This is a genomic window from Shinella sp. HY16, assembly GCF_028534175.1.
Taxonomy (GTDB): Bacteria; Pseudomonadota; Alphaproteobacteria; order Rhizobiales; family Rhizobiaceae; genus Shinella.
This window is the reverse complement of sequence record NZ_JAHYXL010000001.1, coordinates 927805-950910: the sequence shown is the minus strand read 5'-3', so window position 1 is coordinate 950910 and position 23106 is coordinate 927805. Positions and strand designations below refer to the sequence as shown.

Here is a 23106-nt window from a genome sequence, read left to right as displayed (position 1 = left end):
TCCCGCCTACCGATTTGCCGGAGTGAAATCTTGCCCGTCTTCAAAAATCTGCCCGCCGCCCCCGTCGCCGCCAAGAAGCCGGTCGCCGATACCCGCCACGGCATCACCCGCACCGACGACTACGCCTGGTTCCGCGACGAGAACTGGCAGGCGATGTTCAAGGATCCCTCGATTCTCCAGCCGGAGATCCGCACGCATCTGGAGGCGGAGAACGCCTATATGACGGCTGCGATGGCCGACACCGAGGCGCTGCAGAAGACCCTGTTTGCCGAGATGCGCGGCCGTATCAAGGAGGACGACAGCTCGGTGCCCGTCAAGGACGGTCCCTTCGCCTATGGCACGGCCTATGTCACCGGCGGCGAGCAGCCGCGTTACTTCCGCGAACCGCGCGACGGCGGCGAACGCACCATCCTGCTCGACGGTGACAAGGAGGCGGCAGGCAAGCAGTACTTCCGCCTTGCCGGCATCGGCCATTCCACCGACCACTCGCTCGGCATCTGGGGCTATGACGACAAGGGCTCGGAATACTTCACGCTGAAGGTGCGCGACCTTGCGACCGGCGAGGACCGCGGCGACGACCTCGTCAATACCGGCGGCGACGGCGTCTGGGCGCCGGATGCGAAGAGCTTCTTCTACACCGCGCTCGACGAGAACCACCGTCCGTCGAAAATCTTCCACCACATCCTCGGGGAGCGGCAGGAAAACGACCGCCTCGTCTATGAGGAGAAGGATGCCGGCTTCTTCATGTCGGTCGGCGGCTCGCTGATCGACGACTTCATCTATATCGACATCCACGACCACGAGACGAGCGAATACCGCCTGCTCTCCACCAAGGACCTACTTGCGACCCCGGTCCTCGTCGCTCCGCGCCAAGTGGGCCTTGAATATTCGATGACGGAAGGCGGCGACGTCTTCTACATCCTTACCAATGCCGACGGCGCCAAGGACTTCAAGATCTGCCAAACGCCGGTGACGGCGCCGGGCCGCGAGAACTGGACGGAGGTCGTGCCGCATCGCCCGGGCACGCTGATCCTCAACCACATGGCCTTTGCCCGCCACCTCGTCTGGCTGGAGCGCCATGAAGGCCTGCCGCGCATCATCGTGCGCGACCGGGAAAGCGGCGAGGAACACGCCATCGCCTTCGCGGAAGAAGCCTATTCGCTCGGCCTTTCGGGCGCGGCGGAATACGACACTGACGTCATCCGCTTCTCCTATTCCTCGATGACGACGCCCTCGCAGCTCTTCGACTACAACATGGCGACGCGCGAGCGCACGCTTCTGAAGACGCAGGAAGTGCCCTCCGGCCACACGATCGACGACTATGTCACCCGCCGCGTCTTCGCCCCCGCCTGGGATGGCGAGACGGTGCCGGTCACCCTGCTCTACCGCAAGGACACGCCCCTCGACGGTTCTGCGCCCTGCCTGCTCTACGGCTACGGCGCCTACGGCATCACCATCCCGGCGTCCTTCAACACCAATTGCCTGTCGCTGGTCGATCGTGGCTTCGTCTACGCCATCGCCCATATCCGCGGCGGCAAGGACAAGGGTTTCGCTTGGTACGAAAACGGCAAGATGGACAAGAAGACCAACACCTTCAAGGACTTCGTCGCCGCAGCCGACTATCTGAATCAGGAGAAGTTCACGTCCTACGCGAACATCGTCGCCGAGGGCGGCTCGGCCGGCGGCATGCTGATGGGCGCGATCGCCAACATGGCGCCGGAAAAGTTCGGCGGCATCATCGCCGCCGTGCCCTTCGTCGATGTGCTCAACACCATGCTGGACGACACCTTGCCGCTCACCCCGCCGGAATGGCCCGAATGGGGCAACCCGATCGAGAGCAAGGACTTCTACCAGTTGATGGCCAGCTACTCGCCCTACGACAACGTCGAGGCCAAGGCCTACCCCGCCATCCTCGCGCTCTCCGGCCTCACCGACCCGCGCGTCACCTATTGGGAGCCGACCAAATGGGTCGCCCGGCTGCGCGAAAGGACCACCGGCGACGAACCGATCCTCCTCAAGACCAATATGGGCGCCGGCCACGGCGGCGCCTCGGGCCGCTTCCAGCGCCTGGAGGAAATCGCCTTCGAATATGCCTTCGCGATCAAGGTGGCGGGGAAGATGTGACGGCGACCCGCAGGCGGAGGTTTAGCCCCTCATCCCGCTGCCGCGACCTTCTCCCCGCAGGCGGGGAGAAGGAAGCAAGCCGTGAGGCTTTCCTGCATTCGACCATCTCCTCCTGGTGGGAAACCAGTGCAGCAAATCCCTTCTCCCCGCTTGCGGGGAGAAGGTGCCGGCAGGCGGATGAGGGGCGGTTGCAGCTTCGCCCCTACCGGAACGCCGCCACGCAGGCCTGCAAATCGCTCAGCATGGCGCTCGATCCCTTCAGGCTCGTGCGCACGTCGCCGATGCGGATGTGGTTGCCGCGCTTCAGCGCGTCGATCACCCCGCCGTCGCGACCGAGGTCGTAGGCGATCTCCTGGCCGCCATAGGCCTTGCCCTTGACGTCGTAGCCTGCACCGTCGTCGATCCAGTATGTCGCATCGTTCGTGTAGTCGTCGCGGTAGTCGTAGGCCGTGTCCTGGAAGCCGAAGGTGACATGGCCGTCGTCGTACCAGCGGAAGGCGGCGTGGCGGCCGCCCTCGCCGCTGCGGGTGGCGCGGCAGTTCAGGAAGCGGCGGTCGCCGGAGAAATCCGCGGCGATCTCCCAACCGCCGACCGTGCGCGCGGCGCGGTAGGGATCGGCGTCCTTGCCGTAGCCGTCGTCGTGGCCGGCGGCAGCGGTTTCGCCATAGGCATCCGTCTTCGTCTCTTGGCTGGCCTCCGCGGCATAGCCGTCCGTCTTCGTGTCGTGGCCGGCCGTGTCGCTTGACGCGTGCTGCTCGTCCGGGAAATCGCGCAGCGCGGCGCGGTACTTGTCGTAGAGCCCGAGGCGGCGCACGTCGACGAAGTCGAACTCGTAGTCCTCCAGCGCGCGCACGCTATTGTCGCGGAAACGCACGAGGCCGCGCACGCGCAGGCACCCGTCGCCGCATTCCACCTCGTCGACATACTCGCGGGCATTGTCATCAGGCGTCTTGAGGGCGACGCCGAGGCTGTGGCGGCGCTCCTCGTTGATCGCGCGGAACATCAGGGACTGCGCGTAACCACGGCGGTCCTCGTCGAAATAGTCATAGATCGCGCGCTCCTCGCTGGGGCTGAGATCGTCCCGGCTCGCGACATAGATGCGCCGCTCGGGAATGCTGGCCGCGGTGATGACGTTGCGCAGCCGCTCATGCGAATAGACCGTGGTGAAGTAGGAGAGATAACCGCAGCCTTCCGGCGGATACCAGAAGCGGACGTCGATCAGCACCAGCTGGCCGTCCTTGTAGACATCGGAAAGACGACGATCCTGCGCATAGTCGCCGAAGGTGATGCGCCCGCAGGGATCGCTCCGGTCGTTGGATACCGTGAGATAGGGCATCTCGTCGCTCACCTCGCGGTCGCCGGAAAAACGCCGGGCGAGAAGGTCGATCTTGCGCTTGGCCACAGAAGCGAAGATGCCCTCGGGATAGCGGCCGAGATAGCGGTCATAGGCCTCGCGGTTGTCGGCGAGCGAGGCGAATTCGTAGAAGGCGATCTCGGCCTCGTCGACCTTGTCGTCCTTCGGGCTCAGGGCGAACTTTCCGTAGTCGGCATCGCTCTGCCAGGTCTCCTGCTTGCCCTTGCTGCGCTCCTTGACGATCTCGCCGGTCTTGCGGAAGGCATCCTCCAGCACGATGCCGGGAATGCTGATCGCATCGACGAAGGCCGAAGCGAAGGCGCTGATCGGCGTTCCCTCGTAGTCATAGGCGGTGCCGGGCGCGGCGGCATAGGCATAGTGCACGCCCGCGGCGTCCTTCGGCTCAGCGAGCCCTTCCGGGATGTCGCGCAGCGTCAGGAACGGGTTTTCGTGTGCGGCGTCGAACAGCACGACCTTCAGGCCCTTGCCGAGCCCGCGCAGCGTCTTCGTGATTTCCGAGACGGGCAGCGAACGGTTGCGCAGGCCCGTGACGGTGCGGCCGGAGGCATCGACCGGCAGCAGGAAATTGTCGCCGTCGATCTGCACCGCATAGCCGGAGAAATAGACGAAGAGCACCGGATCCTCAGCCTTCTCCGCCAGCCGCGTGAAGTTGTTGAGCGCCGAAAGCATGCCGAGATGGTCGGCATCGGTGACACGCGTCACGTCGAACTCCACCCGCTCCAGCGCCTCGCCAACGAGGTCGATGTCGTTCAGCGGATTTTCCAGCGGCTCGGCATCCTCGTATTCGGCATTGCCGATGAGGAGCGCGTAGCGTTCGGCGGCAAAGGCCGCAGGCGCGACGAGAAGAACAAGACAGGCGGCAAGCGCCGCGACCCACCGATGGACATTCCGCTGCACGATACCCTCCCCGAGGCATGATCGCGGTCCGCCGGCACGCCGGCAACCGGACATTCGCTCACCCAATGCATGCTTGAAAAGGGGACGGACGGCGCCGCCCGCTTATTCAGAAGGTCATGAAATTCCACACGGCGGCACGGCGCGGCGTCAGGAGCCGGTGCAGGCGGCCACCAGCTTGTCGATCGCCGCCTTCGAGCCCGTCAGCGGAAGGGCGAGCGGCTTGAATGCCGTTTCGGGATAGGCGACGGTGAGCGCCTTGCCCGCCTTCAGCCGATCGACCAGCGGGCCCGCGAGCGGGACCTCGCTGACCATCGCGCCGTCCATCGCCTCGTAATGCGCCGGCCGGTCGAATGCTTCGCCGTCGACGGAAAGACGCAGCGGGCTGGAAAAGTCCCCGCCGTCGCCCGGCGGAAAATCCAGCGCCGCAGCGGGAAGGAACCGCAGGTTCAACTGACCTTCCGGGCCGCATTTCAGGAAGAGGTTGCTTTCCGTCGTCCCGGCGCCGACACAGACTGCGGCCAGCATGACAGGCCCTTCCTCCTCCTCGGAGACGGCGGCGCTCCAGGCGCCGCAGGTTTGCGCGCAGGCGATGGACGGGAACAGCAAAAAGACCGCGAGCGCACGCATCTGGCAGGACCCCGACATGTTGAACCGGCATGGCTTGTCACCGAACGCTAGCACCGCGCCTGAGGGACGGCAAGCGAGCCTCCTTGCTCCGGCCCTTTCATTCCGGCCGCGCATCGCTACCTATAGGCAAACGAGACGAGAACGCCCAAGAGGACGCCATGAGCAACGCCACCAACCCGCAGCGCAGCGACGACGGCCGCCCCGTCGCCTTCGACAACAGCTATGCGCGCCTGCCGGACCTCTTCTTCGCGCCGGTCGATCCGAGCCCGGTGGAAGCGCCGCGGCTGATCGCGTTCAACCGCACGCTTGCCGGGGAAATCGGCCTTGATGCGGATGCGCTGGAGCGGCACGGCGCGGGCTATTTTTCCGGCAACGTGCCGCTGCCCGGCTCGCTGCCGCTTGCCATGGCCTATGCCGGCCACCAGTTCGGCCAGTTCGTGCCGCAGCTCGGCGACGGACGGGCGATCCTCCTCGGCGAGGTGATCGACCGCGACGGCCGTCGGCGCGACATCCAGTTGAAGGGCGCCGGCCAGACGCCCTATTCGCGCCGCGGCGACGGGCGGGCGGCGCTCGGACCGGTGCTGCGCGAATATATCGTCAGCGAGGCCATGCATGCGCTCGGCATACCGACGACGCGGGCGCTGGCGGCGGTCGCCACCGGCCAGCCGGTCTATCGCGACCGGGTGCTGCCCGGCGCGGTCTTCACCCGCGTCGCCGCAAGCCATATCCGCGTCGGCACCTTCCAGTTCTTCGCCGCCCGCGGCGACACGGAGAATGTGCGCGTGCTCGCCGACCACGTCATCGACAGGCACTATCCGGCGCTGAAGGGCGCGCAAAACCCCTATCTCGCGCTGCTCGACGCCGTCGCCGACCGGCAAGCGTCGCTGATCGCGAAATGGCTCGGCGTCGGCTTCATCCACGGCGTGATGAACACCGACAACATGACGGTATCGGGCGAGACGATCGATTTCGGTCCCTGCGCCTTCATGGATCACTACGATCCGCGCACCGTCTATTCCTCCATCGACCGCAACGGGCGCTATGCCTTCGGCAACCAGCCCGCCATCGGCCAGTGGAACATCGCCCGGCTTGCCGAGGCGCTGCTTGCCCTTCTCGACGACGACCAGGACAAGGCGGTGGCGATGGCGAACGCAGCCGTCGCCCGCTTCATGGATCGCTTCCAGGATCACTGGAAGGTGGTGATCCGGGCGAAGATCGGCCTTGGCGCCGAGGAAGACGACGACGACCAGGGCCTGATCCGCGACCTCATGGTCACGCTCTACGAGCAGAAGGCGGATTATACGCTCGCCTTCCGGCGCCTTGCCGACGCGGCCGAAAGCGAGGCAGCGGACGCAGCCCTGGAAGACCTTCTCGAAACGCCCGGCACGCTTGCGCCCTGGCTTGCCCTCTGGCGCGCGCGGCTGGCGCGGGAGGCCGGGACCCCGCAGGCGCGCGCTGCGGCGATGCGCAACGCCAACCCCGCCTTCATCCCGCGCAACCACAAGGTCGAGGAGGCGCTGGCGGCGGCGGTCGACCACGGCGACTTCTCGCTGTTTTCGGCGCTGAACGACGTGCTGGCGCGGCCCTACGAGGACCAGCCCGCCTTCGCCGCCTACGCCCTGCCGCCCAAGCCCGGCGAGGAGATCACCGCAACCTTCTGCGGGACGTGACCGAAATGGGGTTGAAGGCCGCCCTTCCTTGTAGGCGCCCATCACCCGGGGCGCTTGCCCCTCATCCGGCCTGCCGGCCACCTTCTCCCCGCAAGCGGGGCGAAGGGATATGCCGCGCCGTTTTCCCCAAGCAACACCCGTTCGTGGGGCACGTCCCCTCTCCCCGCTTGCAGGGAGAGGGTTAGGGTGAAGGGCAAGTTCCCCGTGTGATGGTTTCGCCCTAAAAACATGAGTCTAAAAGTATAATTTTCTCTTCTCCCCTTCTCCGGGATTGAAGCGCCACGATTCCGCCCTAATTTCTCCCGTGTCCCTCCTTGAGCCGGACGTCTTGTCGGCCTCCTCCCCGGTCGGCAGCACCAACGGAGATCCCCATGTTGCTCACACTGACCGCCGCCCTCTTCGCCATCATCGGATTGGTGCTGACGGGCGGAGGCGGGTGGCTGCTGTCGCTCGGCGGCAGCCCCTATTATCTCGTCACCGGCCTTGCCTTCCTCGTCACCGCCGTGCTTCTGCTGCGCCGCTCCGGCGCGGCGCTCTGGCTTTACGCCCTCGTCATCCTCGGTTCGCTCGGCTGGGCGATCTGGGAAGTCGGTTTCGACTGGTGGCAGCTCGGCCCGCGCGGCGGCGTCATCGTGCTGCTCGGCCTGTGGCTGATGCTGCCGGCCATCCGCCGCCCGCTCGGTTTTGCCAGCCCCACCGGCACGCCCTACCCGGCCTCGGCCCTGCCGCTCGCCGTTGCCGTCCTCGTCTCCATCGGCGTTGCCGGCTTTGCGATGACGCAGGACCCGCACGACGTGGCCGGCAGCCTGCCGACCGACGTCGTCAACGCCACGCCCGCCCTCGGCGGCAATGTGCCATCAGGCGAATGGCACCAATACGGCCGCACGCAATACGGCCAGCGCTATTCGCCGCTCGACCAGATCAACACGGAGAATGTCGGCACGCTGAAAGTCGCCTGGCAGTACCAGACCGGCGACGTGAAGCTGCCCGACGATGTCGGCGAGACCACCTATCAGGTGACACCGCTGAAGATCGGCGACACGCTCTACATGTGCACGCCGCACAACTGGGCAATCGCGCTCGATGCGGCCTCGGGCAAGGAGAAATGGAAATACGATTCCAACTCCGGCATGAACCCGGACCGCCAGCACCAGACCTGCCGCGGCGTGACGTATTATGCCGATCCGGCCGTGGCCGCCGGCACGACCTGCGCCACGCGCGTCTACCTGCCGACCTCGGACGCCCGGCTGATCGCGCTCGACGCGGCGACGGGCGACGTCTGCACGAGCTTCGCCGAAAACGGCGTGCTGCAGCTCGAACAGGGCATGCCCTACAATCCGGCCGGCTACTACTATTCCACCTCGCCTCCCGTCATCACCGACGGCAAGATCATCATCGGCGGCGCGGTGAACGACAACTACTCCACCCAGTCGCAGTCGGGCGTCATCCGCGCCTTCGACGTCAACACCGGCGCGCTCGTCTGGAACTGGGATTCCGGCAATCCGGACGTCACGACGCCGCTGCCCGAGGGCCAGGTCTATACAGTCAATTCGCCGAATTCCTGGTCGGTCTTCAGCTATGACGACGCCCTCGGCCTCGTCTATATCCCGCTCGGCAACCGCGTGCCCGACCAGCTCGGCATGGGCCGCAGCGAGCATGTCGAGAAATACGCCTCCTCCATCGTCGCGCTCGACATCAAGACGGGCGCGGTGCGCTGGGTGCGCCAGACGGTTCACCACGACCTCTGGGACATGGACGTGCCGGCCCAGCCGGCGCTGATCGACATCACCAGGGACGGCGCCACCATCCCCGCCCTCGTGGGCCCCACCAAGCAGGGCGACATCTACGTGCTCGACCGGCGCACCGGCGAGCCGATCATCGAGGTCAAGGAAGTGCCGGCACCGACCGGCGCCATCCCCGAGGACTTCACCGCGCCGACCCAGCCGGTCTCCGGCCTCACCTTCATGCCGCCGCCGCTCAGGGAAAGGGACATGTGGGGCATCAGCATGTTCGACCAGCTCGCCTGCCGCATCGACTTTCTGTCGATGAAGTACGAAGGCCGCTACACACCGCCCTCGCTGGAAGGCACGATCGTCTATCCCGGCAATTTCGGCACGTTCAACTGGGGCTCCGTGGCGGTCGATCCGGAGCGGCAGGTGATGTTCGGCATGCCGACCTACCTCGCCTTCACCTCCCGCCTCGTGCCGCGTGACCAGATCCCGCCGAAGGGCCAGGACGAGAAGGGCTCAGAACAGGGCCTCAACCGCAACGAGGGCGCGCCCTACGGCGTCTTCATGGGCCCGTTCCTCGGCCCGCTCGGCATTCCCTGCCAGGCGCCGCCATGGGGCTATGTCGCCGGAGCGAACCTTGCCACCGGCGAGATCGCCTGGAAGCACAAGAACGGCACGGTCATGGACATGACGCCGCTGCCGCTGCCCTTCAAGGTCGGCGTGCCCGGCATCGGCGGCCCGATGATCACCAAGGGCGGCGTTGCCTTCCTCGGAGCCGCAGTGGACGACTACCTGCGCGCCTACGACCTGACGAGCGGCCGCCAGCTCTGGGAGGCCCGGCTCCCCGCGGGCGGACAGGCCACGCCGATGACCTACACGGCCGGCGACAGGCAATATGTGCTGATCGTCGCCGGCGGACACGGCTCCGTCGGCACCAAGCCCGGCGACTACGTCATCGCCTATACGCTGCCGTAACGAAGACGTGATCCGCCATCCGGCCGGCGCGCGATTGCCACCGCGCGCCGGCCTTTTCACTATGCCGCCTCCTCCTCTCCTCCCGGAGATTCGCCATGCAAGACGACTGGCGGCTCATTGCCGCGCCGGTGAAGATCATCCTTGCCAACTACTGGCGCTCCTCGCGTGGCCTGCTGGCGCTCGTCGCGATCATCGTCTTCCTTTCGGCGATCGCCTCCATCGCCGCGCCCTACCTCTTCTCGCGCCTCATCGACGCCATGGCCGCCGACCGGATGGCGGAGATGCTGGCGGCCGGCCTTGTCGTCTATGCGCTGCTCATCGGCATCGCCGCAGCCCTCCAGCACATGGTGCAGTATCTCTCCTACATGAGCGCGGAGAACCTCAGCTTCATCGCCAGCACCAGCCTGTTCGAGCGTCTGCTGAAGAAACAGGCCGCCTTCTTCACCGAGCACAACCCGGCCGAGATCGAAAGCGCCGGCCAGCGCGGCCAGGGCGCGATGATGACGCTGGTGCAGCTCGCGCTCATCGTCTTCATTCCCGGCATCACCCAGATCACGCTGGCGCTCGTCATGCTCGGGGCGACGATCAATCTCGAGGTCGTCTTGATCGTCGTCGCCTATGGCGGCGTCTTCATCACGCTGACGGCCATCGCCAACCATCGCACACGGCAATATCTCGACGCGGCGATCGAAGCCGGGCAGGAGAACGCCAAGTTCATCGGCAATGCCATGACGGCCATGGAGACGCTGCGCCATTTCGGCAGCCATGGCTGGATGCAGGCGCGTTTTGCCGGAAAGGCCGGCGAGGAGCGCGACAACTGGGCGGTCTTCTGCCGCCGGCGCATCGGCTATTCATCGCTGATGGGCGCCGGGCTCGCTTTGCAGTTCGTCATCACCTTCCTGCTCCTCCTGCCGCGCTACCGGGCGGGCGATCTCAGCGTCGGCGACATCGTGCTGTTCAACACGCTGCTGCTGCAGCTCAACCAGCCCTTCGAGATGATCGGCCACGCGCTCGACGACGTGGTGCGCGCCCGCGCCTCGCTGCTGCCGCTCGCCCGCATCTGGGCCGCGCCCGAGGAGCCGGATACGGGCACGTCGGGCGGTTTTTCGCCCGACGACGGGCGCCTCGCCTTCGAAGATGTCTCCTATGCCCACGAGAACGGCCGCGGCGTCGAGAGGATCGGCTTTGCCGCGACGCGCGGGCGCATCACCTATCTCGTCGGCGAAACCGGCTCCGGCAAGTCGACGCTGCTGCGCCTCGCGCTGAAATCCATCCGCCCGCAGGCGGGCCGCATCACCGTCGACGGCATCGACCTCGACGGCGTCTCCCAGCGCGACTGGTATGCCGCCGTCGGCATCGTGCCGCAGGAGGCGGTGCTGCTCAACGACACGCTCGCCGTCAACATCGTGCTCGGCCGCGTCCTCGACCCGCAGCGGCTGCGGCGTGCGGCGGAAAAGGCGGCGATCCTGGCCTTCATCGAAGGCCTGCCGGAGAAATTCGAGACCATGGTCGGCGAGCGGGGCATGAAGCTTTCCGGCGGCGAGCGGCAGCGCATCGCCATCGCCCGCGCGCTCTATGCCGACCCGCAGTTCCTCTTCCTCGACGAGGCGAGCTCGGCACTGGACGAGGCAACGGAAGCGGGCATCATGCAGCATATCCGCGGGCTTGCGGGCGACGTGACCATCCTTGCCGTCACCCATCGCAAGAGCGTCATCGCCCCGCAGGACCATGTCGTGCGGCTCGGTTCGGGCCGCATCGAGAGCGACGTGTAAAGGGTGGCAAGGCTCGCAAAAGCTGCAACCTGTAATGGTTCCCGCAACCAAGGTTCCGGGAGCCCTTCCATGAAGATCGACGGCAGCATGCTTTCCGCCTACACCTACGGCAAGCCGCGCGCGACGAGCGGGGAAAGCCTTTACGACGGCACGGGCGGCGGCGGCTCGGGGCGCAACGTCCCGACCGTCAGCCCCACGGCCCCGATCCCCTCCGGTCTTGCCAACGCGCTGTGGCTGACCCAGGCCAAGCTCGACAAGGCCGAGGACGAGAGCGCCAGCCTGATGTCCGAGTTCCTGGAGCTTTCCAAGATGACGCCGGCCGAGCGGCTGCGCAAGGAAATGCTGGAAGCCCTCGGCCTGACCGAGGAGAGCCTGGCGCAGCTTCCCGAGGAAGAGCGATCGGCGATCGAGGAAGACATCCGCCGCGCCATCAAGCAGCAGCTCGGCATCGACGACACCCAGCAGGCAGGCACGGCGGAAGGGCAATCCGTCGCCGGCACGGAGGAAGCGGGGGGCTGACCGCCTCCGCTTTCATCCCGCTTTCTGCAGGCGGCGACGAAAGCCGATTGACAAACGGCGCGATTTCGAGAATATCGCGTCCATGATCAAGAGCACGCACATCGCCGCGACGTATTTTTGGCTGTTCCGATAAGGAGCGGCTGTTCGATCATGTCAACAAGCCGCCATCAGGCGGCTTTGTTGTTTCTGGGCACCTGATGGCACAAAACCCTAGGAGCCCGAAATGCAGAATACCGTCATCAAACTCGACCCCGCCGCCCTCGATCGCCCGCCGATGCTGACCATCCGCGCCGCGCGCCCGGGCGACCTGCAGCAGATTCTCGACATGATCGCCCTGCATGCCGAATGCCACGGCGACACGGCGAAGGTCTCGGCCGTCGATCTCGACCGCGATCTCTTCGGCGCCCATCCCTGGATCACCGCGCTCGTCGCCGAAGCCGGCGGCCGCCTGATCGGGTACGCCCTGCTCGTGCCGATGTACCGCGCGCTCGAAGGCCAGCGCGGCATGGAGCTGCACCAGATCTTCGTGCGCAAGGACCATCGCGGCCACGGCATCGGCCGCCACCTCGTCTCGCGCGCCCGCGAACACGCCCGCATCGCCGGCTGCGGCTACCTTTCGGTGAGCGCGGCGACCGGCAATTTCGGTGCGCACCGCTTCTACGAGCAGATGAATTTCCGCGCCGGCCCGGTGACCGGTATGCGTTACGTTCAGTCCCTGGGCTGATCGATTCGAAGAGGAGGACACCGACATGGCGAAGAGACTGGCGATCGTGCTGACCGAGGGATATGCCGACTGGGAATGCGGGCTGCTGATGGCGACGGCGCGCGGCGACTGCGGCGCCGAGACCGTCATCCTGACGCCCGGCGGCGCGGACGTGACCTCCCTCGGCGGCGTCTCCATAAAATCCGCCGGCAGGGCGGAGGATGCCCTGCCCGCCGATTTCGACGTGCTCGTGCTGTGCGGCGGCACGATCTGGCAATCCGGCGAGGCGCCCGACCTTTCGGCTCCGGTCGCGCGCTTCGTTTCGGCCGGAAAACCGGTCGCCGGCATCTGCGATGCGACCCTGGCGCTTGGCCGCCTCGGCCTGCTCGACGACCGGGCGCACACCGGCAACTATCGCGGCCAGCTGCCGGACGTCGTGCCGGCCTATCGCGGCACGGCGCTCTACCGCGACCAGCCGCAGGCCGTCCGCGACCGCGCCGTCATCACCGCCTCGGGCGCGGCCCCGGTCTCCTTCGCGCGCGAAATTCTCGACGCCATCGGCCTCGGCTCCACCGAGCTTTTCGACTATCTGGCAATGTATGGTGACGAGCATCGCAAGGCGCCGGCGTGATGGCATGATCGCCCTCCTTTGCCGTGCCGGTTGCCCTCCACTTTGGGCGCGGAGGCGTCACTGCCCCGCCCCTCGGTCATGCTCGGCCGTCAGCCAAGCATCCACGCGCCGGGCGAGCCCTGAATCCTCGGCTCAAGGCCGAGGATGACCACAATGAAATGGGGTGGAGTGAGATGGGCTGACGCTGCCGAGCCGGAGACCGCCCCGCCTCAATGCGCCGGAATCGCCTTCAGATAGGCCGCGATCGCCTCGCGGTCTTCCTTGGGCAGCAGCGCCATGTTCTTCTGCACCGACACCATGGCGCCGCCGACGCTGTCGAATTCCGGGGTGAATCCCGTTTCGAGATAGCTGACGATGTCGCCCGCGCTCCAGCTGCCGAAGCCGCCCTCGGCCGGCGTGATGTTGGGCACCCGCCCCTCGCCTTCCGGGTTCGGCCCGCCGGCCAGCCACAGGCCCGTCTCAAGCCCGCCGATGACATCGCGCGGCGTATGGCATTCGCCGCAATGGCCCGGCCCTTCCACGAGGTACTGGCCGCGCCTGACGGTCTCGTCGGCATTCGCCAGCGCCACCCGCGGCGCCTCGTTGAGATAGAGGAATTTCCAGCCGCCGAGCGCAAGGCGTATGTTGAAGGGGAACGGCAGGTCGTGGCCGGGCGCGACATTGCCGCTCTTCGGCAGGGTCTTCAGGTAGCCGTAGAGATCGGCGATGTCCTTGACGGTCATGCGCGCATAGGAGGCATAGGGGAAGGACGGGTAGAGATGCTCGCCGTCGCGGCCGGTGCCGCGCTTCATGGCGTCGCCGAACTCCGCCAGCGTCCAGGCACCGATGCCGGCCGTCTCGTCGGGTGAAATGTTCGGCGCGTGGAAGGTGCCGAACGGGCTCTTCAGCGCAAGACCGCCCGCCAGGACCAGCTTCTGGTCATCCGCCGCGCCCGGCGCGGCGTGACAGCTCGCACAGCCGCCCGCATGGAAGATGCGCTCGCCATTCGCAAGATCCGGCGTGCCCGCCGCGGCCCAGGCCTCCGCCGGCAGCCGCTCCGGCGCGGTGAGAAACAGGAAGGCGCCGGCGCCGATCGCACCGAGCACGACGATCCCGCCGAGAAGTTTCTTGAGTGCCATGAAAATCCCCTATCGTCCCCCGTCACCGCAGCATCCGGAACGCCCGTTTTCACACAACCCGGTGCCGATTGGATCTCGCCGCGGGGAATGTTCAGCAACGCCCGCCCCGGCACTCTGCCGGGGTGGTCGCTGTTCGCTTCAGGTGGAATGGTCTACCGCAATCACTTCTTGATGCGGTAGACCTCATGACAGCCCGCACAGTTGGGGCCGATCGTGCCGAGCGCGGCACCGACGGCCGCCTGGTCCGCCGGTATGCCGGCAGCAAGGATCGCATCGGCATCGGCGGCAAGCTTGGCGGACTTCGCCTTGAAGTCGTCCATCGCTTCGAAGATCTTGGGGCTCGCTTCGGTTTCGTTGCCCGCCTCGGAACCGGCCGGGAACTGGTCCGGGAAGGCCTTGGCCACTTCGCTCATGGTGGTCAGCGATGCCTTGACGACCTCCGCATCGTAGGGCTTCTCGCCCTTGCCGATGCCGGCAAGCGCGCCCATGGCCCCGCCGACCTTCTTCATCATCTCCTGACGGACGACCTGCGGCTCATCCGCCGCCACGACGGCCCCCGCGCCGATGACCGCAATCGCGGCCGCGGCTGCCAAAGTCCTGAACTTCATCGGGTTCTCCCGGTTGCTGGCGGGCGGTTTCCTCCGCGCCGCCGGTTTACGATGCGTGGGCATCTTTGCATTTTAGGAAGTCGAGGAAAGTAAAATATTTTTGAAAACCAAAATGATGGGTGTTCACACACTCACACCGTCCCCCAGCCCCGCCACACCGTAGCCACCGCGATCGCCACGAGCAGCACGCCCGCGGCGCGGCCGACGAGGCGGGTGGCGGCAGGATTGCCGGTCAGGGCATCGCGGCTGCGGGCGGCGGCGAGCGCGAGGCCGCCGTAGACGGCAAGCTGCGTGGCCCAGATCATCAGCAGCATGACCAGCGCCTGACGCCACAGCGGGCCGAACTCCGGGCGCAGGAACTGCGGGAAGACCGCGAGCATGAAGAGATAGGCCTTCGGGTTCATCAGGCTCGTCAGCGCGCCCTGGCGAAAGCGGGTCGCAAGGCCGCGCCGGTCGAGACTGCCGACAGCGTCCACCACGATCGAGGAGCGGAAGAGCTGCCAGCCGATGAAGGCGACATAGGCGGCGCCGAGAAGCAGCAGGCCGTTGAACAGGCCCGGCGCGAAATGCAGGAGCATGCCGACGCCGAGCGCCGCATAGAGCGTATGCACGAGGCCGCCCGCCATGATGCCGAAGGTCGCCGAGAGCCCCGCCTTGCGCCCGCCGGAAAGGGAGCTCGCCAGCACGAAGACCATGTCCATGCCGGGCACGATGATGATGCCGGAGACGAGCAGGAAGAAGAGCCAGAGGTTTTCGCTGTAGGTCATGTCAGTTGTCCATTGCCGGTGCACGCCCGGAAGCCCATTGCTCCCTTGTGTTTCAAGCGCTTGAAGCGTGCTATAGCGAAGGCCAACTGACAGGGATGTGTCAGTTGTGAAGGGAACAACCATGCGCAAGGCCTCCCGGCTCTTCGAGATCATCCAGATCCTGCGCCTTGCCCGCCATCCGGTGACGGCGGCCGAGATCGCCGCGCGGCTGGAGGTGACGGTGCGCTCGATCTACCGCGACATCGCCGCCCTGCAGGCGATGCGCGTGCCGGTGGAAGGCGAGCGGGGCATCGGCTATATCCTGCGCCCCGGCTTCGACCTGCCGCCGCTGATGTTCTCCATCGAGGAGACCGAGGCCGTGGTGCTGGCGCTGGCGCTTCTGGAGCGCACCGGCGATGCGGAGCTGCAGGCGGCCGCCCGGCGGGTGGGCGACAAGATCGCCGGCGCGGTGCCGCCGCCGCTGCGCCAGACGCTCTCGGCCCGCGCCCTGCATGCCTGGGGCACCGCGCCGCGCCAGCCCGAGGGCATCGACCTTGCCGCGGTGCGCCGGGCGATCCGCGACGAGGAGACGCTGCGCATCGACTACCGCGACGAATATGGCCGCGCCAGCGAACGCACCGTCCGCCCCATCGCCCTCATCTACTATTCCGAGACCGCCAACATCGTCGCCTGGTGCGAGCTGCGCGAAGCCATCCGCAACTTCCGCGCCGACCGGGTGGAGGCCTGTGAAGCGACTGGCCTGCATTTTCGCGGCGAGGGCGACAGGCTGCGGCAGCTATGGATTTCCGGCTGGGCGGAGAGCCGGCGGCAGGAGGCGGGGTGAATAAAAAACCCCGGCCGTTTCCAGCCGGGGTTTCCTGATTTCGAAAGCGAAGAACGCCTTACTTCGTAGCGGCTTCGTAGCGCTCCAGGACGTAGTCCCAGTTGATCAGGCTGTCGACGAAGGCCTCGAGGTACTTCGGGCGGGCGTTGCGGTAGTCGATGTAATAGGAATGCTCCCAGACGTCGACGCCGAGGATCGGGTTGGCGCCGTGCACGAGCGGGTTTTCGCCGTTCGGGGTCTTGGAGATGGCGAGCTTGCCGTCCTTGACGGAGAGCCAGGCCCAGCCGGAGCCGAACTGCGTGGTGCCGGCGGCGACGAAATCGGCCTTGAACTTGTCATAGCCGCCGAGGTCGCTGTCGATCGCCTTCTGCAGGGCGCCCGGCAGGCTCTTGCCGCCGCCGCCCTTCTTCATCCACTTCCAGAAATGGACGTGGTTGTAGTGCTGGCCGGCATTGTTGAAGAGGCCCTGGTTGGTGCCGTAGGACTTCTTGACGATCTCTTCCAGCGAGAGGTCCTGAAGGCCCGCTTCCTCGGCCAGCTTGTTGCCGTTGTCGACATAGGCCTTGTGGTGCTTGTCATGGTGATATTCGAGCGTTTCGCGCGACATGAAGGGCGCGAGCGCGTCGTAATCGTAGGGAAGCGGCGGAAGTTCGAAAGCCATCGTGGTGTCTCCTCTTGGCGACGGAATTTTTTCAATGAAATCCGTGAGCGGAACATAGGAGCGGCGACCGGAAGTGGCAACCGCCCGGGTTCCAATTTTTCCTGACATGCGACAAAATCCTTCCCGTTTCCCGTGTCAGATCAATGACGAATGGAACCGGAAGCGATTCCGGACATTTTGTCCGACACCCCTGACACGGAGCCTGCCCATGCATCTTCGCCTGCTTTCCGCCCTTCCGCTTCTCCTCGTCGCCCCGCTCGCCCATGCCTCCTCGCCCGATGCCTGGGAGGAATTCCGCGCCGACGTGGAGAAGAGCTGCCTGGCGAGCCTGCCGGAAGCGCTCGGCACGCCGAACGTCTTCGTCGAGCCGACAGGCACGCAATCCTTCGGACTTGCGGCAATCGAGGGGCTTTCGCCGGAATCGAAGAGCCAGATCACCTATCTATGCATCTACGACAAGGAAAAGAAGACGGTGGAGGTCTCCCCGCCCATCGCGGCCGAGTTTCTGCATGTGGTGCGCGAAAGCGAGCGCGAGGCGGCAGCGGCAGAAAAGGCCAAGACGGGCGACAACAAGACGGTGGACGAGGCCGGCCAGGAATAGCGCCGCGCGACCGCCGCCCCGCCGCGGCAGCAGTGTTTCTATCCGCACCTCCCGCCGGAAGCGCCGTCGTGCAAGACTTGGCCACTGATTCCCCATCCGCCGGGAGGCGCTGTTGGACGATCTCAACGCCCTGCTTTCTTCCGGCGGCTCGACGGCGCTGCTCGCCATCAGGGGCCGCGAGGTGGTTTTTGCCCGCGGCTTCCATGCCCATCGCTCAAGCGTCGCCTCGGTGCGCAAGTCCCTGATCGGTATCCTCTACGGCATCGCCGTTGCGGCCGGTGAAATCGACATCCACGCCACGCTCGACGCGCTCGGCATCGACGATCTCTCGCCGCTGACGGCGCAGGAGAAGCAGGCGACCGTCGCCGACCTCATGAAATCGCGCTCCGGCGTCTACCATCCCTGTGTCTACGGCATGGAGCCGGGCCGCCCGGTGCGCGGCAGCCACGCGCCGGGGACCTTCTGGTACTACAACAACTGGGATTTCAACGCCCTCGGCACGATCTACCGGCAGGAGACCGGACGCACGCTCGCAGCCGCCTTCCGGAAGCAGGTCGCCGAACCGCTTCAGATGCAGGATTTTGCGGCCGAGGATGTTTCCGATGTCTTCGGCCCGCAATCGCGTCACCCCGTCTACAAGATGCGTCTTTCCTGCCGGGATCTGGCGCGCATCGGTAGGCTGGTCCTCGAAGGCGGCCGCTGGGAAGGCCGGCAGGTTGTGCCGGAGGCGTGGGTGGCGGAGAGCACGCGGCCGCTGACCGATCTCGGCGGCGGGCGCGGCTATGGCTATCTCTGGTGGTCGGCGGAAGCGAACGCGCCGGGCGACGACCTCGCGACGGACTGGCCCATCGTCTATGCCAGTGGCGCCGGCGGGCAATATATCATCGTTATTGCGGCGCTCGACCTCGTCGTGGTGCACCGGGCGGCGGATGTCGACAACGGCATCAGCCATGCACGGATGGGACAGATCCTCCGCGCCCTGCTGCGCACCATCGTCTGACCCGCCCCTTCCCAAACAGGGGCCCGATCCGGTATGGAGAAGCGCGCGCCGGTGCGGCGCCGGGAGCCCTTCATGCAGTCCTCGTCGTCAACCGTCTTCTCGCCGGACTGGCCGGCCATTGCCGCCGTCATTCTCGGCGTCACCGCCTTTTCCGTGGCGCAGGGGCTCACCTATCCGCTGATCTCGCTGACGCTGGAGGCGCGCGGTTTCTCGCCGGCGCTGATCGGCGTCAACGCGCTCGCCTTCGCCACCGGCCTTGCCGCCTCGACGCTGCTCCTCGGCAGCCTGACGGCGCGCTGGCGGGCCGACCGGCTGATCATCGCCAGCCTCGTCGGCTGCTCGCTCTGCCTTGCCACCTTCGCGGCCTCCTCCTCGTTTGTGGTCTGGTTCGTCGCCCGTTTCCTGCTCGGCTTCTTCGCCAGCCTCATCTTCATGCTCGGCGAAGCCTGGCTCAGCGCCGCCTGCCCGGACCGGCTGCGCGGCCGGGTCTCCGGCATCTACGGCGCCGGCATGTGCGCCGGTTTTGCCGCCGGCCCGCTCGCCATTCCGCTGCTCGGCAGCGAGGGCGGGCTCGGCTTCGCGTTGACCGCCGTCTATCTCGCCATCGTCGCGTTTGCGACCGCCATGCTGATGTTCTCGACCAGGACCGTGCCGGAGCCTTCCTCGACGGGCGACGTCTTCCGCTTCTTCAGGGCGGCACCGCTGCTCGTCGGCATGGTCTTCGTCTTCGGCTTCGCCGATATCGCCGCCATCTCGGCCATGCCGGTCTATTTCGTGAAGATGGGGCATACGGAGGCCTTTGCGGCGATCAGCGTGACGGTGCTGGCGCTGCCGACGGCGATCGCCCAGCCCTTCATCGGCCTGCTGCTCGACAAGCTGCCGCGCGAACGCGTCGCCATGGCCGCCGTCAGCACCGCGGCGGCGAGCTATCTCATCCTGCCGTCGATGCAGTCGGAAATCGCCATCCTCTCGGTCTTCGCGCTGATGGGCACGGCCACCTTCTCGCTCTACACCTGCGCGCTCACCATGCTGGGCGAACGCTACAGCAGCGCCATGCTGGTGGCCGGCGCCGCCGCCTTCGCCCTCGCCTATGCGGCGGGCAGCGGGGCAGGCTCGGCACTGACCGGCGCAATCATGGAGGCCGGCGGGCCGAAGGCCGGGCCGCTCTCCGTCGGTATCGGGCTGACGCTCTTCACCGCCGCCCTGATGCTGGCACGCCGGCGCTGAGCCCCTCCCGATCCGGCCGCCGCGATTTGACGCATGTCGCCGGCGAAAAACCGCTGTAGGCTCCTGAACGACAGGTTTCAGGGGTATCATGGCCGTTCCGCAGGACAGGGCCGCGCTGATCGCGGCCATCGACACCGAATTCGGCAAGCTTCTGAAGACGCTGGCGGAGGTTCCGGAGACGCGTGTGCACGAGCGCACGATGGAGGGCCATGCCAAGGGCACGCAGATGAGCCCCTTCGACCTCGTCGCCTATCTGACGGGCTGGAACGAGCTGGTGCTAAAATGGCTGGCGCGGGACGACGCCGGTGCGCCCATCGACTTTCCGGAAACCGGCTTCAAATGGAACGAGCTTGGCAGGCTCGCCGGAAAATTCTACCGCGACTACGAGGGCCTGCCCTATCCGCACCTGCTGGACCGGCTGCAAACCGCCAAGCAGGCAATTCTCGCCGCGGTGGAGCGGAAGAACGACGCGGCGCTCTACGGACGCTCCTGGTACGAAAAATGGCCTATGGGCAGGATGATCCAGCTCAACACCGCATCCCCCTATGCCAATGCGCGCGGCCGTCTGCGCAACTGGCTGAAATCCCCGCCACCCGGCTGAGGCGGGAGGCCATCCCGCCGGTGCGGGATGGCGAAGGCCGGATCAGACGAACTGGCTGAGGCCCGGTACGGAGGCGACGACCTCGTCGACAACGTCGGCGCCGGCATGCTCGCGGGCGACCGCCATGGTTTCCTTGGCAAGGCCGGTGATCTCGCCCATGCCGAGGCCTTCGCTCATGAGCTGCTGACCGAGCCCCATGACGCCGCCGCCGCCGATGGCGCTCATCAGGCCGCCAAGCAGACCGCCGCCGCCCGTGCCTTCGCCGTTATACTGGGCGACCAGCTCGGAGGCGCCCGGAATGGCCTCGATCATGCGGGCGACCGGGCCGTCGGCGGCCTCGCGCTGCAGGAAGCCGAGCATCATGCCGATGGCCTTTTCCGCCAGGGCGGCATCGATACCGACGGCATCGGCAACGCGGGTGACGAGTTCGTTCATGGAAAATCCTCCGAAAGGGAATTGACGTTGACGTCAAGGTAAATGAATTCCCCGGCAAACTCAAGCCGGCTGCACGGGGCGTCCACGACCGGGCGGGCGCCCTTTGAAAGCGTGTTGTTCCCGTGCGGGACTATCCTTATAACCTGCCTGAGACGATTCAATGAAAACCTGCCCGGCGCGGCGATCCGCCCGTGGGCAGCGATCGGATCAGAACGGCTTTCGAAGGAGTTTCAACGTGACGGAATCCATTCTTCAGGACGGAAAACTCTATATCGGCACCAGCCGCAAGCCTGACGATACGAACAACAAGCCGGAGTATCTGGAGCTGAAGTTCGGCAACCGCCACGGCCTCGTGACGGGCGCGACGGGCACCGGCAAGACGGTGACGCTGCAGATCCTCGCCGAAGGCTTTTCCAATGCCGGCGTGCCGGTGTTCTGCGCCGACGTGAAGGGCGACCTCTCGGGCATCGGCGCCATCGGCGAGGCCAAGGACTTTTTGCAGAAGCGCGCCGACCAGATCGGCCTTTCGCCTTACGAATTCCAGCAGTTCCCGGTGATCTTCTGGGACCTCTACGGTGAGAAGGGCCACCGCGTCCGCACCACCATTTCCGAGATGGGCCCGCTGCTGCTCTCGCGCCTGATGAACGCGACGGACGCGCAGGAAGGCGTCATCAACATCGCTTTCAAGATCGCAGACCAGGGCGGCCTGCCGCTGCTCGACCTGAAGGATTTCCAGGCGCTGCTCAACTATATGGGCGAGAACGCCTCGACGCTCTCCAGCCAGTTCGGTTTCATCTCCAAGGCCTCCGTCGGCTCGATCCAGCGCGAATTGCTGATCCTCGAACAGCAGGGCGCCGAGCAGTTCTTCGGCGAGCCAGCGCTGAAGATCTCCGACATCATGCGCACCACCAATGACGGACGCGGCGCGATCTCGGTCCTGGCGGCCGACAAGCTGATGATGAACCCGCGCCTCTACGGCACGTTCCTGCTCTGGATGCTCTCGGAACTGTTCGAGGTGCTGCCGGAAGTGGGCGATCCCGACAAGCCGAAGCTCGTCTTCTTCTTCGACGAGGCGCATCTTCTGTTCAACGACGCGCCGAAGGTGCTCACCGAGCGCGTCGAACAGGTCGTGCGCCTCATCCGCTCCAAGGGCGTCGGCGTCTACTTCGTCACGCAGAACCCGCTCGACGTGCCGGAAACCGTGCTCGCCCAGCTCGGCAACCGCGTGCAGCATGCGCTGCGCGCCTATACGCCGCGCGAGCAGAAGGCGGTGAAGACCGCGGCCGACACCTTCCGCCCCAACCCGGATTTCAATTGCGCCGAGGTCATCACCAATCTCGGCACCGGCGAGGCGCTCGTCTCGACGCTCGAAGGCAAGGGTGCGCCTTCCATGGTGGAGCGCACGCTGATCCGCCCGCCGGCCTCGCGCCTCGGCCCGGTCACCGAGGCCGAGCGCAAGGAGATCATGGGCGTCAGCCCCGTCGCGGGCCTCTATGACGAGGATTTCGACCGCGAATCCGCCTACGAGATCCTCACCGCCCGCGCCAAGAAGGCCGCCGAAGCCGCCGCCGCGCAGGAGCAGGCGGAAGAGCAGCAGGCAGACACCCCGTCCTCCGGCGGCAGCCGCTGGACCCTGCCCGGTTTCGGCGACGACGAGCCCGCCGCCCAGCCCGCCCCCAAGCAGCCGAAGGCCCGCTCCGGCTACCAGCGCGAGACGGTGGCGGAAGCGGCGATGAAGTCCGTGGCGCGCACCGTCGCCTCCTCGCTCGGCCGGGCGCTGGTGCGCGGCATCCTCGGCAGCCTGCGGCGGTAGGCGCTGCGGGCGCGGCGCGGCCCCTCATCCGGCTGCCGCCACCTTCTCCCCGCAGGCGGGGAGAAGGAGATGCCGATCCGGTTTCCCGCAAGAGGGGCCGGCGGAAATAGGACGGGACCTTGCCACAAATCCCTTCGCCCCGCTTGCGGGGAGAAGGTGGCGGCAGCCGGACGAGGCGCCTTTGCCCCGCTTGCCAAACCCCGCAAGCCGATGCTATCCCTCCCCCGTTCGCAACACGTAAGAGAGGGCTGCGCGTGAAATACGAATTTCTGCCACACCGTACGCACGGCCCTGATCTTGCCCTGCAGATGCGTTTGCAGGGCTGATCGGAACGAACACACTCTTCTTCTGGTCCGCCTTACCCGGCGGATGCGCTCACTCCGCATCCGTGTCCCCTGAGCCTTTTCGCGTGATCGACGGCCGATGCCG

Annotated in this window: 20 protein-coding genes; 13 read left to right on the top strand and 7 right to left on the bottom strand. The window is 66.4% G+C overall.

Translation table 11 applies throughout. The features are described 5' to 3' along the window. Positions 1-30: 30 nt before the first annotated feature. Entirely contained in the window at positions 31-2124 is a 2094-nt protein-coding gene (locus tag K0P03_RS04675; RefSeq protein WP_272789032.1) for a S9 family peptidase, read from the top strand. Between the two features lie 202 nt (positions 2125-2326). Here K0P03_RS04675 and K0P03_RS04670 read toward each other — a convergent pair whose 3' ends face one another. After that, a complete protein-coding gene (locus K0P03_RS04670) occupies positions 2327-4396 on the bottom strand; it encodes a caspase family protein (protein WP_272789031.1) in 2070 nt (689 codons plus the stop codon). 147 nt (positions 4397-4543) lie between these two features. After that, positions 4544-5023, bottom strand: a complete 480-nt coding sequence (locus K0P03_RS04665) for a hypothetical protein (RefSeq protein ID WP_050743528.1) — start codon at positions 5021-5023, stop codon at positions 4544-4546. Positions 5024-5181: 158 nt separating this feature from the next. Between K0P03_RS04665 and K0P03_RS04660 the strand changes: the two genes are divergently transcribed. The 6 genes from K0P03_RS04660 (at position 5182) to K0P03_RS04635 (ending at position 13023) form a co-directional block, all read left to right on the top strand. Next, on the top strand, positions 5182-6693 hold the full coding sequence (locus tag K0P03_RS04660) for a protein adenylyltransferase SelO (RefSeq protein ID WP_272789030.1): 1512 nt from the start codon (positions 5182-5184) through the stop codon (positions 6691-6693). Positions 6694-7064: 371 nt separating this feature from the next. Then, positions 7065-9398: a glucose/quinate/shikimate family membrane-bound PQQ-dependent dehydrogenase gene (locus tag K0P03_RS04655; RefSeq protein WP_272789029.1), complete on the top strand. Its 2334-nt coding sequence runs from the start codon at positions 7065-7067 to the stop codon at positions 9396-9398. 95 nt (positions 9399-9493) lie between these two features. After that, the gene (locus tag K0P03_RS04650; RefSeq protein WP_272789028.1) at positions 9494-11170 is read left to right on the top strand and encodes an ABC transporter ATP-binding protein; all 1677 of its coding nucleotides are present in this window, start codon (positions 9494-9496) and stop codon (positions 11168-11170) included. 69 nt (positions 11171-11239) lie between these two features. Continuing rightward, entirely contained in the window at positions 11240-11689 is a 450-nt protein-coding gene (locus K0P03_RS04645) for a hypothetical protein (protein ID WP_272789027.1), read from the top strand. 223 nt (positions 11690-11912) lie between these two features. Further along, positions 11913-12413: a GNAT family N-acetyltransferase gene (locus tag K0P03_RS04640; RefSeq protein WP_023516107.1), complete on the top strand. Its 501-nt coding sequence runs from the start codon at positions 11913-11915 to the stop codon at positions 12411-12413. A 25-nt stretch (positions 12414-12438) separates the two neighbouring features. Then, on the top strand, positions 12439-13023 hold the full coding sequence (locus tag K0P03_RS04635) for a DJ-1/PfpI family protein (protein WP_272789026.1): 585 nt from the start codon (positions 12439-12441) through the stop codon (positions 13021-13023). 209 nt (positions 13024-13232) lie between these two features. Here K0P03_RS04635 and K0P03_RS04630 read toward each other — a convergent pair whose 3' ends face one another. The 3 genes from K0P03_RS04630 to K0P03_RS04620 all read right to left on the bottom strand — a co-directional run bounded on the left by K0P03_RS04630 (position 13233) and on the right by K0P03_RS04620 (position 15516). Next, positions 13233-14141 (bottom strand): c-type cytochrome, encoded by a 909-nt coding sequence (locus K0P03_RS04630; RefSeq protein ID WP_272789025.1) that lies wholly within the window; start codon positions 14139-14141, stop codon positions 13233-13235. A 161-nt stretch (positions 14142-14302) separates the two neighbouring features. Further along, complete coding sequence (locus K0P03_RS04625; RefSeq protein WP_272789024.1) at positions 14303-14749, bottom strand: c-type cytochrome; 447 nt, start codon at positions 14747-14749, stop codon at positions 14303-14305. 131 nt (positions 14750-14880) lie between these two features. Beyond that, on the bottom strand, positions 14881-15516 hold the full coding sequence (locus K0P03_RS04620) for a LysE family translocator (RefSeq protein ID WP_023516103.1): 636 nt from the start codon (positions 15514-15516) through the stop codon (positions 14881-14883). A 121-nt stretch (positions 15517-15637) separates the two neighbouring features. Here K0P03_RS04620 and K0P03_RS04615 point away from each other — a divergent pair, with 121 nt between their 5' ends. After that, positions 15638-16339 carry a helix-turn-helix transcriptional regulator gene (locus K0P03_RS04615; RefSeq protein ID WP_272789023.1) on the top strand — a complete coding sequence of 234 codons (702 nt, stop codon included), beginning with the start codon at positions 15638-15640 and terminating at the stop codon, positions 16337-16339. 58 nt (positions 16340-16397) lie between these two features. Here the strand turns inward: K0P03_RS04615 and K0P03_RS04610 are convergent, their stop codons facing one another. Then, entirely contained in the window at positions 16398-17000 is a 603-nt protein-coding gene (locus K0P03_RS04610) for a superoxide dismutase (protein ID WP_024270857.1), read from the bottom strand. A 208-nt stretch (positions 17001-17208) separates the two neighbouring features. On the opposite strand from K0P03_RS04610, the gene K0P03_RS04605 reads away from it, so the two are divergent. From K0P03_RS04605 to K0P03_RS04590, 4 genes are all read left to right on the top strand, one after another. Beyond that, positions 17209-17601, top strand: a complete 393-nt coding sequence (locus K0P03_RS04605) for a hypothetical protein (protein WP_272789022.1) — start codon at positions 17209-17211, stop codon at positions 17599-17601. 112 nt (positions 17602-17713) lie between these two features. Next, a complete protein-coding gene (locus tag K0P03_RS04600) occupies positions 17714-18601 on the top strand; it encodes a serine hydrolase domain-containing protein (protein WP_272789021.1) in 888 nt (295 codons plus the stop codon). A 72-nt stretch (positions 18602-18673) separates the two neighbouring features. Beyond that, positions 18674-19828, top strand: a complete 1155-nt coding sequence (locus tag K0P03_RS04595) for an MFS transporter (RefSeq protein WP_023515238.1) — start codon at positions 18674-18676, stop codon at positions 19826-19828. A gap of 88 nt (positions 19829-19916) precedes the next feature. After that, positions 19917-20429: a ClbS/DfsB family four-helix bundle protein gene (locus tag K0P03_RS04590; protein ID WP_023515239.1), complete on the top strand. Its 513-nt coding sequence runs from the start codon at positions 19917-19919 to the stop codon at positions 20427-20429. Between the two features lie 42 nt (positions 20430-20471). Here the strand turns inward: K0P03_RS04590 and K0P03_RS04585 are convergent, their stop codons facing one another. Further along, the gene (locus K0P03_RS04585; RefSeq protein WP_023515240.1) at positions 20472-20864 is read right to left on the bottom strand and encodes a hypothetical protein; all 393 of its coding nucleotides are present in this window, start codon (positions 20862-20864) and stop codon (positions 20472-20474) included. A gap of 247 nt (positions 20865-21111) precedes the next feature. Between K0P03_RS04585 and K0P03_RS04580 the strand changes: the two genes are divergently transcribed. Then, the gene (locus tag K0P03_RS04580) at positions 21112-22677 is read left to right on the top strand and encodes a helicase HerA-like C-terminal domain-containing protein (protein ID WP_037407989.1); all 1566 of its coding nucleotides are present in this window, start codon (positions 21112-21114) and stop codon (positions 22675-22677) included. The last annotated feature ends 429 nt before the right edge of the window (positions 22678-23106 follow it).

What these genes read in the sequence shown, in the direction of transcription:
- K0P03_RS04605 (WP_272789022.1), top strand. Translation starts at nt 17,209, where the DNA reads ATGCATCTTCGCCTGCTTTCCGCCCTTCCGCTTCTCCTCGTCGCCCCG.
- K0P03_RS04610 (WP_024270857.1), bottom strand. Translation starts at nt 17,000, where the DNA reads ATGGCTTTCGAACTTCCGCCGCTTCCCTACGATTACGACGCGCTCGCG.
- K0P03_RS04635 (WP_272789026.1), top strand. Translation starts at nt 12,439, where the DNA reads ATGGCGAAGAGACTGGCGATCGTGCTGACCGAGGGATATGCCGACTGG.
- K0P03_RS04645 (WP_272789027.1), top strand. Translation starts at nt 11,240, where the DNA reads ATGAAGATCGACGGCAGCATGCTTTCCGCCTACACCTACGGCAAGCCG.
- K0P03_RS04655 (WP_272789029.1), top strand. Translation starts at nt 7,065, where the DNA reads ATGTTGCTCACACTGACCGCCGCCCTCTTCGCCATCATCGGATTGGTG.
- K0P03_RS04625 (WP_272789024.1), bottom strand. Translation starts at nt 14,749, where the DNA reads ATGAAGTTCAGGACTTTGGCAGCCGCGGCCGCGATTGCGGTCATCGGC.
- K0P03_RS04640 (WP_023516107.1), top strand. Translation starts at nt 11,913, where the DNA reads ATGCAGAATACCGTCATCAAACTCGACCCCGCCGCCCTCGATCGCCCG.
- K0P03_RS04630 (WP_272789025.1), bottom strand. Translation starts at nt 14,141, where the DNA reads ATGGCACTCAAGAAACTTCTCGGCGGGATCGTCGTGCTCGGTGCGATC.
- K0P03_RS04590 (WP_023515239.1), top strand. Translation starts at nt 19,917, where the DNA reads ATGGCCGTTCCGCAGGACAGGGCCGCGCTGATCGCGGCCATCGACACC.
- K0P03_RS04660 (WP_272789030.1), top strand. Translation starts at nt 5,182, where the DNA reads ATGAGCAACGCCACCAACCCGCAGCGCAGCGACGACGGCCGCCCCGTC.
- K0P03_RS04665 (WP_050743528.1), bottom strand. Translation starts at nt 5,023, where the DNA reads ATGCGTGCGCTCGCGGTCTTTTTGCTGTTCCCGTCCATCGCCTGCGCG.
- K0P03_RS04595 (WP_023515238.1), top strand. Translation starts at nt 18,674, where the DNA reads ATGCAGTCCTCGTCGTCAACCGTCTTCTCGCCGGACTGGCCGGCCATT.
- K0P03_RS04620 (WP_023516103.1), bottom strand. Translation starts at nt 15,516, where the DNA reads ATGACCTACAGCGAAAACCTCTGGCTCTTCTTCCTGCTCGTCTCCGGC.
- K0P03_RS04615 (WP_272789023.1), top strand. Translation starts at nt 15,638, where the DNA reads ATGCGCAAGGCCTCCCGGCTCTTCGAGATCATCCAGATCCTGCGCCTT.
- K0P03_RS04585 (WP_023515240.1), bottom strand. Translation starts at nt 20,864, where the DNA reads ATGAACGAACTCGTCACCCGCGTTGCCGATGCCGTCGGTATCGATGCC.
- K0P03_RS04650 (WP_272789028.1), top strand. Translation starts at nt 9,494, where the DNA reads ATGCAAGACGACTGGCGGCTCATTGCCGCGCCGGTGAAGATCATCCTT.